The organism is Streptomyces sp. NPDC032822, from assembly GCF_055578825.1.
Map to the genome: position 1 here is coordinate 274,495 of NZ_JBVIOL010000006.1, position 13,075 is coordinate 287,569.

Here is a 13,075-nt window from a genome sequence, read left to right on the forward strand (position 1 = left end):
ACGATCAGCCCCTGACAGCCTGATATCTACCGGTGCCAGGGGCTGAGGACTCCACAAGGGTCGCTCGAACAAGTCTTTAGACTCCCGGACCTCCCAGCTCAGGGAGGGCCCGGGTCTTTCTCACGTCATGTCAGCGCCAGGGCGCGAGGCCCCGCGAGTACGCCAATCTCACCCAAGAGCAGCTCGCAGAGAAAGCTGATCCAAGCCGGTCGACGATCCAGCGCATCGAGGCCGGCGAGGGCATCGAGTGCATCCACCTGATCTGCGTTGCCCGTGTCCTGGACGTCCTCCCCGCCGGCCTCGTCCGCTGAAGGGCCGGCCGTCATCCCTCTCGTATCGCCGCGCGGGCAGACACGGGAGAGGTCTGGGTCGGGGGCCTGCGGCACAGGATCGTATGGACGTAGACGGTCGTGCCGGGCCCGGTCGGCGAGCCGGAGTCGATGGGCGTCGTCGGCTCGTCCCGCCGGATGGTGAGATCGCAGCGCGCGCAGATCATGAGCGGACCTCCACAGCCCAAAGATCCCGCCACGTCCGGTACAAGCCAGCCGCTGCCGAGCACCCGCGGGACTCCTCTGGGCGGTCCGGATCCGGTCGGCACCCGGGGCAGGCAACGCAGTGCTCGGAGAGGGCGACGAACGCCTCCTCTGCCGGGGACAGGGTTTTGGCGGTCATCGGCGTCCCTTCCAGGTGAGCCGCTCCAGCGCCATCCGGGTGTCGCAGCCGGACGCGTCGTCGACGCACCGCTCGCAGTACGGGACGTGGTCCTGGAGGGCCTGGCGGGCGTGCTCGCCGATACAGCGGCGGCAGCCGCGGGGGAACCACTCGCAGTGCCCGCCGGGGCGCATGGGGCGGCGTCCGAGGTCGACGGCCGTCGCGGGCGTGAGGGGGGTGCCGTCCCATACGCAGGCGTTGCCGCGCTTCTGCTGCTCGGACAGGCCGTCGAGGCGGGGGACGGGTAACAGCGCGAGCGCCTCACGGGTGTCTGTGTCCTCGCTGCTCGTGCGCATGACCAGGCCTCCACAGTCACGATGATCCGTCTCACACATGACCGTAGGTGTGCTCAAGGGGGCCAACGCTCACAGATGTGTGAGCACCGCGAGCGTGCTACAGGCCGACCCAGGCAGCCATGTGGTTCAGCGTGTCCGGGGTCCGGCGCGCGACGTGGACCAGTCCTCGAATCGTCTCCCGGGCGCCAGGGTGGTAGCGGGTCTGTTCAGGCGCCGTCTTCCGGGCGGCGACCAGATGCTCCAGGGCCTTGTCCGTGAGCCCGGTTTCCATCTCCGTGCGTGCCCGGTCGATCAGGAAGTGCGCCCGCCGGGACGTCGGCAGCGACTTCGGCAGGCAGATCTTCCGGGCCTGCGTCAGCGCGTCGTCGAACCGGCCCATCTCGACGGCCGCCGACATCCGGTGCAGTGCGACGTTGGCCGGCCCGAACGACAGCCAGTGCACGCCGGAGGCCTCGCCGGTGCGCTTCGCGATGGCGCGGGCTTCGGCGATGTGCCGGTCCACGGCCGTCCTGTCGTCGGCACGCGCGCAGATGACGGATGCCCCGAGGTGAAGTTGCCCGGTGACGGCGAGGGCCTCCCGAGTTGTCTCGGCCTGGCCGACGATGCCGTGCCCGGAGGCGAGGAGGCGCTGCCCGATCGTGTACTCCCCCTCCCGGAAGTAGACGAGCGCGCGCATGTACTGGCGGACGGCACCGATACAGGGATCGGAGGCGCGCTCTGCTGCCCAGGCCATGCGGTCCAGGGCGACGGCGGACAGGTCGTAGTAGCCGAGCTTGACGGTGATGTCGTGGGCGGTGCGGTAGGTCGACGCGAGGGCCTGCCACAACTTCGTCGAAGGCGACGACCAGGCGGTGTGCGTGAGTTCGGCGATCGCCGCCGGCAGCGCGCGGGCAGCGTTCCGTAGATGGGCCGCCCGGACTTCCTCGCACAGGCGGTCCGCTTCGATGATGAGATCGGCGGCGGGCCGCGCCCGCAGGTCCGGGTTCACCCCGAGGTCGTACAGGTCGAGGGACTCGCGGATGGGACGGACGAGGCCGGCAAGCCGGTCTCGCTGCAATTCGGTCATGTAGGGCTGTCCCGTGAGGATGGTGACGTCGACCCCGAGGACCTTGGCGCTCGCGGCCACGAAGTCAGCCGTGGCCGGACGGGCACCGCATTCCACCTGGTTGAGCAGGCTGTAGGAGTAGGGAAGCAAGTCGGCCATCTGGCGCTGGGTGAGCCTGGCCAGTCTCCGCTGCTCCTTGATGCGAGTACCCGTGTGGACGTCGTCGAGGTTGGGCATCCTGGTCTCCTCGTTCCTCGCAGCCACTTGGAACGGTACTCATACTCCGTCGCACGGGTCAGCCGTCCGCCCTCGATTCCACCGGATTCGGGGGTGGTTGCGTGTGATCGGATACGAGGCATGACGACTTCCCGTGTGCTGTACCTGTTCGGCTCGGCGGCGCCCCCGGTCTTCGACCTGACGACGGTGATCGAGACCGCTCGGGAGCGCGGCTTCGACGTGTGCCTCGGGCTGACGCCGACGGCAGCCGACTGGCTCGGCGACCGGCTCGGCGAGTTGGAGCAGTTGACCGGTCACCCCGTGCGCTCGCGGTACAAGGCTCCGGGCGAGCCGGACGTATGGCCGAAGGCGGACGTCATCGTCTTCGCGCCGGCCACCTTCAACAGCATCAACTCCTGGGCGCTCGGTCTCACCCACGACTTCGTGGTCGGGGTCGTGGCGGAAGGCATCGGGAAGGGCATCCCGATCGTGGCGATGCCGTGCGTGAACGCGGCCTACGTACAGCACCGGCAGTTCGAGCGGAGTGTCCAGGAGCTGCGCGCCATGGGCGTGACGGTGCTGTACGGAGAGGGTGGGTTCGAGCCGAACCAGCCGGGCGGGGGGAAGCCCGAGGAGTATCCGTGGGTTCTGGCGCTGGATGCGGCTGAGCAGGCGGTCGCCACGAAGAGGTGACCCCGGACCTGACGAAGGCGGCCCCGCCCGCTGACAGCAGATGCGCGAGCTCCCACGCCCCGCGGGCAGACTGCGGCCCATGAACCAGCCTGACCGTCTGCCTTTGATCCCACGGCCCATGCCACCGCTCCGCGGTGACGAGTCAATCATCGGCGTCCCGGACGCAACCGTGGTCGACTTCTGGCAGTTCGCCATGCCGGACCTTCGTATGAACAACACACGCGGTCTGTTCGCCGAGTTCCTGGTCCACCAGGCGGTCGGCTCCCACGAGCCCCGTGTGGAATGGGCCAGCCACGACGTCGAAACCGACGACGGACTGCGCATCGAAGTCAAGGCAGGTGCCTACCTGCAAGCCTGGGAGCAGCGCACGCTGTCTCACATCCGCTTCAGTGGGATCCGCGCTCGCACGTGGTCACCCGATGGCGGCTACTCGGAGGCAAAGTCGCACAACGCGGACGTCTATGTTTTCGCCGTCCAGACTGCCCGTGAACACGCGGTCTACGAACCACTCGACACGGCTCAGTGGGAGTTCTACGTACTCCCCCGCCCGGTAGTCGCCACCCTGGACTCGGACAGCGTCAGCCTGGGTGCGGTTCGCGCGGCGGCCGGTCCACCGGTGTCCTTTCCCGACCTCAATGACTGCATCCGATCGGCCGATCCCCGCCCCGGACCACCGGGCCGATCATGAGCATGATGCCGATCTTCCTGGTGGGCATCGACTTCGGTCTCTCCATGGACTACGAGGTCTTCCAGATGTCCCGTATCCGCGAGGCGTACGTCCACGGGCAGTGGGCCGGCGAGTCGATCACCACGGGTTCCGCTACAGCGCCCGGGTGGTGGCCGCCGCCGTGGCCATCATGGTCGCCGTGTTCGCCGGATTCGTCACCGCCGACGAATCCATGATCGAGATGATCGGCTTCGGCCCCTCGCGACCGCCGTCCTCTTCGACGCGTTCGTGGTCCGCATGGCCTTCGTCCCGGGCGTCCTCGCCCTCCTCGGCGGCAAGGTGGCGTGGCTGCCCCGTCGGCCGGACCGGATCCTGCCGCACCTGGACGTGGAGGGCGAGGCGCTGAGCCGGGTCCCTCCCCCGCCCACACCGGCATCGACTCCGCGGCCGAACCACGGGAACACGGACAGCGAGAGCCCCGCCCTGACCCGTGAGCGGCGCTGTCCGCAACACGGTTCACACCAGTTCAGGCTGTGGTTCCGGTTGGCGTGTCCGTGGGGTGTTCGGTTCTCGGCGGGTGATGGTTCTTGTGTAGCCGTAGATCACCGAGGTCATCGTCAGGATGAGGAGGGGGCCGGCGATCCATGGGTGCCTTGCCATGTCCAGCGGTAGGTAGCGGTAGGCGAGCAGGAGCGTGGTGAAGACGGTCGTGCCGTAGGCGACCAGCTGGATTCCTGGGCGGTCCCAGCCGCGGACGTAGGAGCGCAGGGCTGCCTCGACGGTGAGGGTGAAGACCACGCCGGCGATGAGGTCCACGCCGTAGTGGTAGCCGAATCCCAGTGTCGCGGTGAGCGTGGCCAGCAGCCAGAACGTGCCGGCGAAGCGCAGGAGCCGGGGGCCGTTCCGGGAGTGCAGGAAGATCGCGGTGGCCCATGCCGTGTGCAGGCTGGGCATGCAGTTGCGCGGGGTGATCCCGTCGAACGGCATGAGGTGGGGGGTGCCGATCGGCGGTGGCGTCTGCGGCCACAGGTTGGCGACCGCCCATTGCCCGCTGGGCGGCGTTTCCGCCCAGAGGCTGACCGATGCCCAGTGCTCGGCGCCGGTGCCGTAGGCGAAGACGGGGCCGACCACCGGGAAGATCAGGTAGACGGTGGGTCCGAGGAGGCCGATCACCAGGAAGGTGCGCACCAGGTGATGGCGTGGGAAGCGGCGTTCGGCCGCCACGTTGCGCAGTTGGTACAGCGCGACGGCGACCGCGGCCACGGCGAGCTGGCCGTAGACGATGTCGAGGAAGTTGAAGCCGATCGAACCGGTGGCCGTGACCATGCGGCCCACCAGCCAAGACGGGTTGCCCAGGGCGTGATCGGCGACCGCCAGGTACTGGTCGAGGACTGTCGGGCGGGTCTTGGAGGTGATGAGAAGCCAGGTGTCCCCGGTCTTGCGGCCGGCCACCAGCAGCAGGCCCAGCCCGACGCCCTTCAGCAGCAGGACGCGGTCCCGGCCGGTACGGCGGGTGACGGCGATGACCGCACAGCCCAGGATCACCCACAACGCGCCGTTGCCGAAGGGGTGGCCGCCGGTCGTCTTCACGTCGGCCGCCCATCGGACCACGAAGAAGGCGATGTCGATGCCGATCGCGGCGCCCACCGCGATGAACCGTTGCCGCCAGGGCAGCACCACCAGCATCAACGCCATGCCGGCGTACAGCAGGAAGCCCGACTTGGGGGCGTACAGCACCTCGCGCAGCTGGGTGGTGATCGGCCCGGGCAGGCCGTAGTGGCGTGCGGCGATCTCCATCGCGATGAGGAATCCGAGGGCCACGACACTCGCCGCGGCCCAGAGTCCCGCCCGTCGTCGGCGCCCCGTGGAGGACGCGGTTCCGGGTCTTTTTCGCGAGAGGATCCGCGAGGGTATGTATCTCAATTTCGGCCGATTTTCTGGTTCTCAGGTAGTGATCAAAGGGTCACAGGGTCAAGGGGTACCGGGGTACAGAGTCAAAGGGTCGGGGTAGGTTCGCTCGTCTCCTTCCCGTCGAGGCCGTCTCCTCCCCCGCCGACAGCGACCCGCTCGACGAAGGGAGACGGAAGGATCACGGTCCGGGTTCCGCCGTGCCGTCCGTGCCGTCCGTGCCGTCCGCGCGAGGGGCCAGTACCGCGGAGACCACAGGGTGCGACGACAGCATGACATCGGCCACGAAGCGCGGGCGCCCGATGCCGAGTCGGCGCAGGGCCGGACCGTGGTCGGCGGCGACGACGAGGGAGACCGCGAGCAGGAGCAGTCGCCACAGGGCCATCACCGGGCGGCGCGACGCGCGGGGAAGCTCCGCCAGGGAAGCGTGCAGCCGCTCGCAGTGGAACGGGACGTGGCGCTGCTCGTCGGACAGGATCCGCGCCGCCACCTCCGTGGTGAGCGGGTCGTCGGTGCCGTCGCGCAGGGCCCGGTAGTAACGCAGCGCCACCACTTCCGCGATCATCAGCACCAGCAGTTCCACGCGGAGGCCCATGAGACGCCGTAGCCGTACGAAGGCCGTGTCGCTCCAGTGCCCGGTCAGCGTCGGCATGCCTCCCGCGGCCAGCAGCCGGGCGAGGAGACGGGCGTGGTTCTGTTCCTCGGCGACGAAGAGCCGGACGGCCCGCGCGTAGTCGGCGTCGCCGGCCCGGTCCGCCTTGCGGACGAGGTTGGCGCCATCGCCGTCCTCGCCGACCTGGAAGCGCTGGATGCCGGCCCACACCGCCGGATGCAGGGTCGCGGTCCGCCCCCAGTCCGGATCACCCTGGGCACGCCGGTGCTCGCGCGCGTCCTCGAACCGCCTTGTCCACTCGGCGAAGCCGCCCGTGCGCGCCACGTGGTCTCCCCTCCCCTCTCCGCCGCCGCCCACCGCCCTGTCGAGGTCCGGCATCTAGGCCGCCCGCCAGATCGTCATGTCCGCCGTCACGAAGCTGAAGCCGCTCTTCGGCAGGGCGGTGTTCTTGGCCTGGATCACGAGGAGGGCGATGTCGCCGGAGGGGTGCCGGACGCAGATCTCGCTGCCGGCCGCCGCCGCGGCGAGGGGGAGGTCGCGGGTCTTCTCGCCGTCCAGGGCCACCCGGCAGGTGGCGAGGGTGGCGCCCGGTTTGCCGTAGAGCAGGTGGATCACGCTGGTGTCGCTCTCCAGTGCGCAGCCGTCCGTGCAGACGAAGCGGATGTCTCCCTTGCGGTCCTTGCGCTCCACCGGGTCCTTGATGTCGAGCGAGTTCTTCTCGTCCAGCCATTGGAAGGGGTACGCGACGGCTCGCGGCGCCTCGGGGGTTTCGTCGCCGCCCGACCCCGGCCCCGGCCCCGTCGTCGGGGTCGTCGGATCGGATGCCGGGGACGAAGCCGACGAGCGTGCGGACGACGTCGGGTCGGGGGTGCCTGTCGAGGACTCGTACCGGTTGCTGAGCCGGTCCGCCGTTTTCACGGCCATCCAGGTCAGGCCCGTCAGCAGCAGTACGGCCGCCGTGACCGCGGCGGTGATCAACGGAGCGAGGCGGCGCCGCGGGATCCGTCTCTCCGGTGCCGCCGCCGGCGTCTGCCGCGGCAGTGTGTGGACCGGGGTGGGGGTGGGGACCGGGGCGGGTACGACCACCTCCGGGCCGGTGACCTCGCGCCAGACGGCGGGGCCCGCGCCCGCTTCGGCGTCCGCGCCCAGTCGTTGCCGGCACCACTCGACGATCTCCGCCGGGGTGGCCCGCTCCGCCGGGTCGGCGGCGAGACAGCGGGTGAGCAGCGGGCGGAGCGGCTCGGGGAGGAGGCCCAGGTCGGGCTTCGAGTGGACGATCCGGTACAGGACGTTGACGGAGGCGCCGTCGCCGTAGAGCGGCCTGCCCAGTGCCGCGAACGCCGCTGTCTGTCCGAGCGCGAAGATGTCGGTCGCCGCCGTGACCTCACCCCCGGACGCCTGCTCGGGGGCCATGAACTGGGGGGTGCCGATGGTGGCGCCCGTGGCGGTGTGCGAGGTGATGCCGGCGGCCAGCGAGATGCCGAAGTCGATCACCCGTGGGCCGTCGGCGGCCAGCAGCACGTTCGACGGCTTCAGGTCCCGGTGCACGATGCCGGCCCCGTGGATGGCCTGCAGTGCCTCGGCCACCCCCGCCATCAGCCACAGCACGGCCGGTATCGGGAGCGGGCCGCCCCGGAGGACGGCCTCCGCCAGGGAGGGGCCCGGTACGTACAGCGTGGCCAGCCAGGGGGGTACGCCGTCGGCGTCGGCGTCGATCAGCTCGGCGGTGTACGCGCCCCGGACCCGCCGGGCCGACGCGATCTCCCGGTGGAACCGTCGCCGGAAGGCCGGGTTGTCGGCCAGTTCCGGGCGTACGACCTTGATCGCCACCGGCCGGCCGCCCCGCGTGTGGGAGAGGTAGACCCGGCCCATGCCGCCCGCGCCGATCCGGGCGGCCAGGCGGTAGCCGGCCACCAGGGGCGGATCCTCCGCCTGGAGCGGTCGGAACACGGCAGTGGCGTCGTCGGTGTTCATCGGTCCCCGTTCCCCCTGATCCCCGTCCCCCTGATCCCCGATCTTCCGACCCAGGATCCCCGATCTCCTCCCTCGGGGGATCCCCGATCCCCTGATCCGGCGAGGCGATCAGAAGGAGCAGCCTAAAGGTTGACCGCCAGCGACCGGTCCACCCACGCAGAGCTACGGATCACCGCTCTCCCGGCGGCCTCGTGCCCCAGCCGTGGCGAATACGGGGGTCGGCCGCCGTCAATAAGGATGGTCGGCCGGTGCTGCCGTGTCCGCCGCCTCGGTCCGTGAAGCCGCAGGTCAGCGGCAAGGCGTGGGCGGATTTCCGCGCTGGAGCGGCTCTCGTGGTCCGGGGCTGTGACGAACAGCCGACGCGGACGGCCTCAGCAAGCGCCGAAGCAGGCCCATACTGGTAGGGATGACAAAGCCAGCTGCACCGAAGCGCTATTTGCCAACCAGCCCCTTCAAAGCCCCGGTGGCCCCGTCTCCCAAGCAGTTCGCGGTGGGTGACAAGGTCACACACGACATGTACGGCCTCGGCCGGGTGATCGGCATCGAGGACGGCATCGCCGTGCTCGTGGACTTCGGCTCCGCACAGGAGCGGATCCTGAGCCCGTACTCCAAGATGAGCAAGCTGTAGGACCGTTGTGCCCGGTCACGGCACGCCAGGTCCTTTCACGGCCCTGTAACGAATGGGAGACCTCTCATCGACCTGACCTCGCTGTTCTCCGCCCCGGAAGGGGCGACCCGTCATGCCACCGCGGCCTCGCCGCCTCCGCTGACGAACCCCTTCCAGGCCCCGGACTTCGGGGAGAACGAGGCCTTCCTGCCTGACGAGGAGCAAGACCCCTCCCAGGCATGGGAGCGGTACAACGCGGGGCGTACCGGCTCCGACCAGTGACAGTGGGTTCGGCCGTCGACCACGGGTCGTCGGCCTCGTTGACGTGGGCGTGGGGAGGGCCGGGACGGTAGGTGCTGTCGGCTGCCCGCCGACCGGAACGCGGCTGAGCCGAGGCGCGAGGGGCTCAGACGCGATGCGTTCAGGCGCGCCGCGCCTTGCCGTGCGCCCGCTCTCCACGCTTGAGCGCTCGGCTCTCCGGCGCTCGACTTTCCGGCGCTCGGCTCTCGAACGCTCGGCGCTCACCGGCGCGCGCCCTTCGAAGGCCCGGCTCCTGAAGGCTCAACTCCCGAAGGCTCAGCGGAGTTCCGTCGTCTCCAGCAGCTTCCGGGCCATCTGCTGTGCGGGCCTGGCCGTCTGGTCGGCGACGCGGCGGAAGGTCTCCTGGGCGGGGCGGGCCGGCCAGGCCGGGGGCAGGTGTCGGGCCGGGAGTCTGGGGTCCGTGCGGATGGTTCCGAGCCACTCGCTGACCAGGCGCAGCAGTGTGCCGATGGGGTCGTCCCCGGAGCCGGCGCCGAGGTGGGCGGTCCAGCGTTTGTCGAAGGTGACGTAGCGGGCGGCGATGGATTCCAGGTCCCAGGTGTCGCTGATCATCTGCTCGATGTCGATGGCCTGGTCCGCCTGGGCGTGGAAGATCTTGACGTGGGCGGTGAGCCCGAGTTCCGAGATGGTGGCGGAGACGTCGACGTTCCCGGGGGCGATCCACAGTCCGCTGTAGAGGGCGCCGAAGCCGGACCAGGTGAGCCGGGAGCGGAGGTCGTGGCGCCGGCTTTTCCAGGAGTCCGGGAGGGAGAAGCCGAGCAGTGTCCAGGAGCCGTCCCAGTCGTCGTTGACGGCGCCCTCCCGCCAGATGCGGGTACGGCCGTCCCGCAGGACGCGGGTCGCCTGTTCGGTCAGGCCGAAGTACATGCGGCGGCCCTCCCGTTGGCGCCGCAGCAGGCCGCGGTTGACCATGCGGGTCAGCGTGGAGCGCACGGCCTGTTCACCGACGCCGGCGCGGCCCAGGACGTCGATGATGCTGCCCGAGTAGACGCACAGCTGCCCCGCCTCCAGGACGTGGTTGCCGAAGAAGGCGAGCATGAGCGACTGGGGGCGCGACTGCGGGCCGTCGTCCGGGGAGTCGCCGCCCGAGGTGTCCTGGATGTCTTCGTCCTCCACGGTGGCAAGAGTACGACCGCCCGCGCGCGGTGCGGCAGGCGGTCGTACGGGGTCAGCGGCCGTCGGCCGGGTGGGCGAGGTCGTACGGGCGCGGGTACGGGGCGGGCCGGTACCGCACGTAACGTGCGGGGGTGGTCGGATCGGCCGCCGTGGCACGGGAGTTGAGGGACGCCGGGTCCGTGCCCCGCCACTTGCCGGTGGTGAGGCGGCCCTCCAGGGTGTGCAGGGCGGCGAGTTGTTCGGCGGGGCTGAAGGTGCAGTGGCCCGCGTTGTCGACGTACGCCTGGCGCAGCGAGGCGGCGGAGCCGGCGGCGGTGACGGCCCGCTTCAGGGCGCTCTCCGTCTGGACGGGGACCAGTGCGTCGCCGATGGTGTGGACGGAGAGCTGCGGCTTGGGCAGCTTGCCGGTGAAGGCGCTGGTACGGCTCATCCAGGCGACGGCGGCCGGGTCGGCTCCGATGCGCGGGGTCTTGTTGAGCGTGGCGAGGTCCTTGCGCAGGGACAGGCCGGCCTTCTTGTACAGCTCGGTGACCTCCTTGTGGACGGAGGATCGGCCGAGCAGCCTCGCGTAGTCGACGCCGGTGTTCCAGGACATGTTGCCGCCCGCGCGGGTCTCCGCCTCCAGCCTCCAGCTGAACGCGGGGCGCTGCACCATGCCCTTGAGGGCCGTGTACTGGTTGGTCTGCTGGGCGTCCCAGTCGGTCTCGGCGGGTCGGGGCTGGGACGGGTCGTTCCAGCCCGGGATGTTGTGCAGGGCGGCGGCGAGCGCGATGCGGGCCCGCCCCTCGGCCGTCTGCTGCGCCGAGTCCACCGCGGCCGTCAGGGTGCCCGCCGCGTTGGTGGCGGCCGTCTGGTCCGGGAAGTTCACCAGTGGGATGTCGGAGCCGGGCGCGAGGAGCGTCTTGAGGGCGAAGACCGGGTCGAGGGTGTTGTTCCAGTTGGCGACGCCGCCGTGGACGAGGCCACACAGGGAGAGGGAGCCGTCGATCCGCCGCGCGGCGCGCTCGGCGATGGCGGTGGTGACGAGCCCGCCGTACGACTGTCCCCAGGCGATGGTGCGCCGTGCGGGCCCGAAGCGGTCCTTGAAGGCGGAGAGGGTGGCGAGTTGGTCCGGCACCGCGTCCGTCACCGCCCAGCCGTTGGTGGCGTACGACGAGCCGATGAGGGCGTAGCCCTTGTCGAGCAGGAGGGTCTTGGTGGCGGCGTCCGTGACGTTCTGGGCGTCGTTGGGGACGCCGGCGGGGCGGTAGCCGTGACTGAAGAGCAGGACGGTGCCGTTCCAGTCGGCGGGGACGTCCATCAAGTACGTGGCGCCCGAGGGGAGTCGGCCCTCGATGTGGCTCGTGTCCGCCGCGGTGGCCGCGGTGGCGGGCAGGGCGGTGGCGGCGAGCAGGAGAGCTGCCACGCAGGCGGTGCGGGTGGTGGTGCGGGTGCCGGTCGTCATGCGGAGATCTCCTCCGTGTGGGGGGTGACGGGGCGTTCGGTGGCTTCGGTGAGGGAGTCCTTGCTGGTCTCGCGGACGAGGAGGACGGTTACGGCGGTGATGGCGGCGCCGCCGCACAGCAGCAGGGCGACGGGGGTGCCGTTCCCGCTGCCGGCCACCAGGCCGCCGGCGATCATCGGGGAGAAGCCGGCGCCGATGAGGGTGGCGCCCTGGTAGCCGAGGGAGGCACCGGTGTAGCGGACCTTGGTGCCGAACATCTCGGTGAGCAGGGCGCCGAGCGGGCCGTACATCGTGGACTGGGCGATGCCGTGGCCGAGGACGACGGCGAGGATCAGCAGCCCGGGCGACCCGGAGTCGACCAGGGCGAGGACGGGGAAGGCGAGCGCCCCCGAGGCGAGGGCTCCGGCGAGGACGACCGGGCGGCGGCCGATCCGGTCGGAGAGCGCGGAGGCGCAGGGCAGCACGACGAGGGCGACGCACGCGGAGACGGTGAGCGCGGTGAGCACCTGCGGGCGGGCGTATCCGATGCCGGTGGCGTACGCGATCATGTAACTGGTCAGCAGGGACTGGGCGGTGAAGGCGCCGATGCCGACACCGCAGGCCAGCAGCAGGGGGCGCGGGCGGCGCAGGACGTCGAGGATGGGCAGGCTCGACTCGGCGCGGTCCTTCTTCACCTCGGCGAAGAGCGGGCTCTCGACGACCTTGAGGCGGACGAAGAGGCCGACGCCGAGCAGCAGGAAGCTCAGCAGGAACGGCACCCGCCAGCCCCAGGCCGCGAACTCGTCGCGGGGCATGGCGACCACGAGGGTGACGACCACCGAGGAGAGCAGGGAGCCGAGCGGGGCTCCCATCTGCGTGAAGCTGGACCACAGGCCGCGCCGCCGCTCTCCGGCGTGCTCGACGACCATCAGGGTGGCACCGCCCCATTCACCGCCGATGGCGATGCCCTGGACGACGCGCAGGGTGATCAGCAGGACGGGCGCCCACACACCGATGGTGTCGTACGTGGGCAGCAGGCCGATGAGGAAACTGGCGCCGCCCATCAGCCCCATGGTGAGCAACAGCATGGACTTACGGCCGAGTCGGTCACCGAAGTGCCCGAAGACGATGCCGCCGAGCGGACGGGCGACATAGCCGGCGGCGAAGGTGCCGAACGCGGCGACCGTGCCCACGGCGGGATCGGCGCCGGGGAAGAACAGTTCGCCGAAGACGAGGGCGGCGACGGTTCCGTACACGAGGAAGTCGTAGAACTCGACGGCGGTGCCGAGCAGTCCTGAGAGCGCCACTCGGCGCAGCTGCCGGGTGCGTTCGGAGTCTGGGGACGGGGAGGGTGACGGTGACGTGGATGCGGCGGGGGACGGGGGCATCGCGGTCTCCCTTGACCGGGGGAAGGACACCGCGAACCTAGGCGCCTATATGACTCTCGTCAATAAAGTGCACAACATCAGTCTGCGCGGGAGTGCC

The 13,075-nt window shown here is 70.5% G+C and carries 11 protein-coding genes and 2 pseudogenes; 5 read left to right on the plus strand and 8 right to left on the minus strand.

Annotation, left to right across the window (positions count from 1 at the left end):
• Positions 1–164 precede the first annotated feature (164 nt).
• Positions 165–311, plus strand: a pseudogene (locus ACZ5VD_RS19300) (helix-turn-helix transcriptional regulator); the annotation flags it as partial.
• Positions 312–668: 357 nt separating this feature from the next.
• On the opposite strand, the gene ACZ5VD_RS19305 reads toward ACZ5VD_RS19300, so the two are convergent.
• Both ACZ5VD_RS19305 and ACZ5VD_RS19310 read right to left on the minus strand, forming a co-directional pair.
• Entirely contained in the window at positions 669–1,007 is a 339-nt protein-coding gene (locus ACZ5VD_RS19305; protein WP_468549000.1) for a hypothetical protein, read from the minus strand.
• Positions 1,008–1,104: 97 nt separating this feature from the next.
• The gene (locus ACZ5VD_RS19310) at positions 1,105–2,289 is read right to left on the minus strand and encodes a helix-turn-helix domain-containing protein (protein ID WP_468549001.1); all 1,185 of its coding nucleotides are present in this window, start codon (positions 2,287–2,289) and stop codon (positions 1,105–1,107) included.
• Between the two features lie 120 nt (positions 2,290–2,409).
• Here ACZ5VD_RS19310 and ACZ5VD_RS19315 point away from each other — a divergent pair, with 120 nt between their 5' ends.
• From ACZ5VD_RS19315 to ACZ5VD_RS19325, 3 genes and pseudogenes are all read left to right on the plus strand, one after another.
• Positions 2,410–2,961 (plus strand): flavoprotein, encoded by a 552-nt coding sequence (locus tag ACZ5VD_RS19315; RefSeq protein ID WP_468549002.1) that lies wholly within the window; start codon positions 2,410–2,412, stop codon positions 2,959–2,961.
• A 79-nt stretch (positions 2,962–3,040) separates the two neighbouring features.
• Positions 3,041–3,649: a hypothetical protein gene (locus tag ACZ5VD_RS19320; RefSeq protein ID WP_468549003.1), complete on the plus strand. Its 609-nt coding sequence runs from the start codon at positions 3,041–3,043 to the stop codon at positions 3,647–3,649.
• Positions 3,634–4,069, plus strand: a pseudogene (locus ACZ5VD_RS19325) (MMPL family transporter); the annotation flags it as partial. The gene ACZ5VD_RS19320 and the pseudogene ACZ5VD_RS19325, both read left to right, overlap by 16 nt.
• 75 nt (positions 4,070–4,144) lie before the next feature.
• Here the strand turns inward: ACZ5VD_RS19325 and ACZ5VD_RS19330 are convergent.
• The 3 genes from ACZ5VD_RS19330 to ACZ5VD_RS19340 all read right to left on the minus strand — a co-directional run bounded on the left by ACZ5VD_RS19330 (position 4,145) and on the right by ACZ5VD_RS19340 (position 8,123).
• A complete protein-coding gene (locus ACZ5VD_RS19330; protein WP_468549004.1) occupies positions 4,145–5,551 on the minus strand; it encodes a phosphatase PAP2 family protein in 1,407 nt (468 codons plus the stop codon).
• 166 nt (positions 5,552–5,717) lie between these two features.
• Positions 5,718–6,527 carry a ferritin-like domain-containing protein gene (locus ACZ5VD_RS19335; protein ID WP_468682776.1) on the minus strand — a complete coding sequence of 270 codons (810 nt, stop codon included), beginning with the start codon at positions 6,525–6,527 and terminating at the stop codon, positions 5,718–5,720.
• Positions 6,528–8,123: a serine/threonine-protein kinase gene (locus ACZ5VD_RS19340; protein WP_468549006.1), complete on the minus strand. Its 1,596-nt coding sequence runs from the start codon at positions 8,121–8,123 to the stop codon at positions 6,528–6,530.
• Between the two features lie 406 nt (positions 8,124–8,529).
• Between ACZ5VD_RS19340 and ACZ5VD_RS19345 the strand changes: the two genes are divergently transcribed.
• Positions 8,530–8,751: a CarD family transcriptional regulator gene (locus ACZ5VD_RS19345; RefSeq protein WP_468549007.1), complete on the plus strand. Its 222-nt coding sequence runs from the start codon at positions 8,530–8,532 to the stop codon at positions 8,749–8,751.
• A 555-nt stretch (positions 8,752–9,306) separates the two neighbouring features.
• On the opposite strand, the gene ACZ5VD_RS19350 is transcribed toward ACZ5VD_RS19345, so the two are convergent.
• From ACZ5VD_RS19350 to ACZ5VD_RS19360, 3 genes are read right to left on the minus strand one after another with little or no spacing between them, the layout of a single operon-like run.
• Positions 9,307–10,167 (minus strand): PaaX family transcriptional regulator, encoded by an 861-nt coding sequence (locus ACZ5VD_RS19350; protein WP_468549008.1) that lies wholly within the window; start codon positions 10,165–10,167, stop codon positions 9,307–9,309.
• A gap of 52 nt (positions 10,168–10,219) precedes the next feature.
• Positions 10,220–11,611, minus strand: a complete 1,392-nt coding sequence (locus ACZ5VD_RS19355) for an alpha/beta hydrolase family protein (protein ID WP_468682777.1) — start codon at positions 11,609–11,611, stop codon at positions 10,220–10,222.
• Positions 11,608–12,978, minus strand: coding sequence for an MFS transporter (locus tag ACZ5VD_RS19360; RefSeq protein ID WP_468549010.1), 1,371 nt, complete (start codon positions 12,976–12,978; stop codon positions 11,608–11,610). The genes ACZ5VD_RS19355 and ACZ5VD_RS19360 overlap by 4 nt, the downstream gene beginning before the upstream one ends.
• Positions 12,979–13,075: the final 97 nt, after the last annotated feature.

Coding starts and splice junctions, on each gene's coding strand:
- ACZ5VD_RS19360 (WP_468549010.1), bottom strand. CDS start 12,978: ATGCCCCCGTCCCCCGCCGCATCCACGTCACCGTCACCCTCCCCGTCC.
- ACZ5VD_RS19340 (WP_468549006.1), bottom strand. CDS start 8,123: ATGAACACCGACGACGCCACTGCCGTGTTCCGACCGCTCCAGGCGGAG.
- ACZ5VD_RS19355 (WP_468682777.1), bottom strand. CDS start 11,611: ATGACGACCGGCACCCGCACCACCACCCGCACCGCCTGCGTGGCAGCT.
- ACZ5VD_RS19320 (WP_468549003.1), top strand. CDS start 3,041: ATGAACCAGCCTGACCGTCTGCCTTTGATCCCACGGCCCATGCCACCG.
- ACZ5VD_RS19345 (WP_468549007.1), top strand. CDS start 8,530: ATGACAAAGCCAGCTGCACCGAAGCGCTATTTGCCAACCAGCCCCTTC.
- ACZ5VD_RS19310 (WP_468549001.1), bottom strand. CDS start 2,289: ATGCCCAACCTCGACGACGTCCACACGGGTACTCGCATCAAGGAGCAG.
- ACZ5VD_RS19335 (WP_468682776.1), bottom strand. CDS start 6,527: ATGCCGGACCTCGACAGGGCGGTGGGCGGCGGCGGAGAGGGGAGGGGA.
- ACZ5VD_RS19305 (WP_468549000.1), bottom strand. CDS start 1,007: ATGCGCACGAGCAGCGAGGACACAGACACCCGTGAGGCGCTCGCGCTG.
- ACZ5VD_RS19315 (WP_468549002.1), top strand. CDS start 2,410: ATGACGACTTCCCGTGTGCTGTACCTGTTCGGCTCGGCGGCGCCCCCG.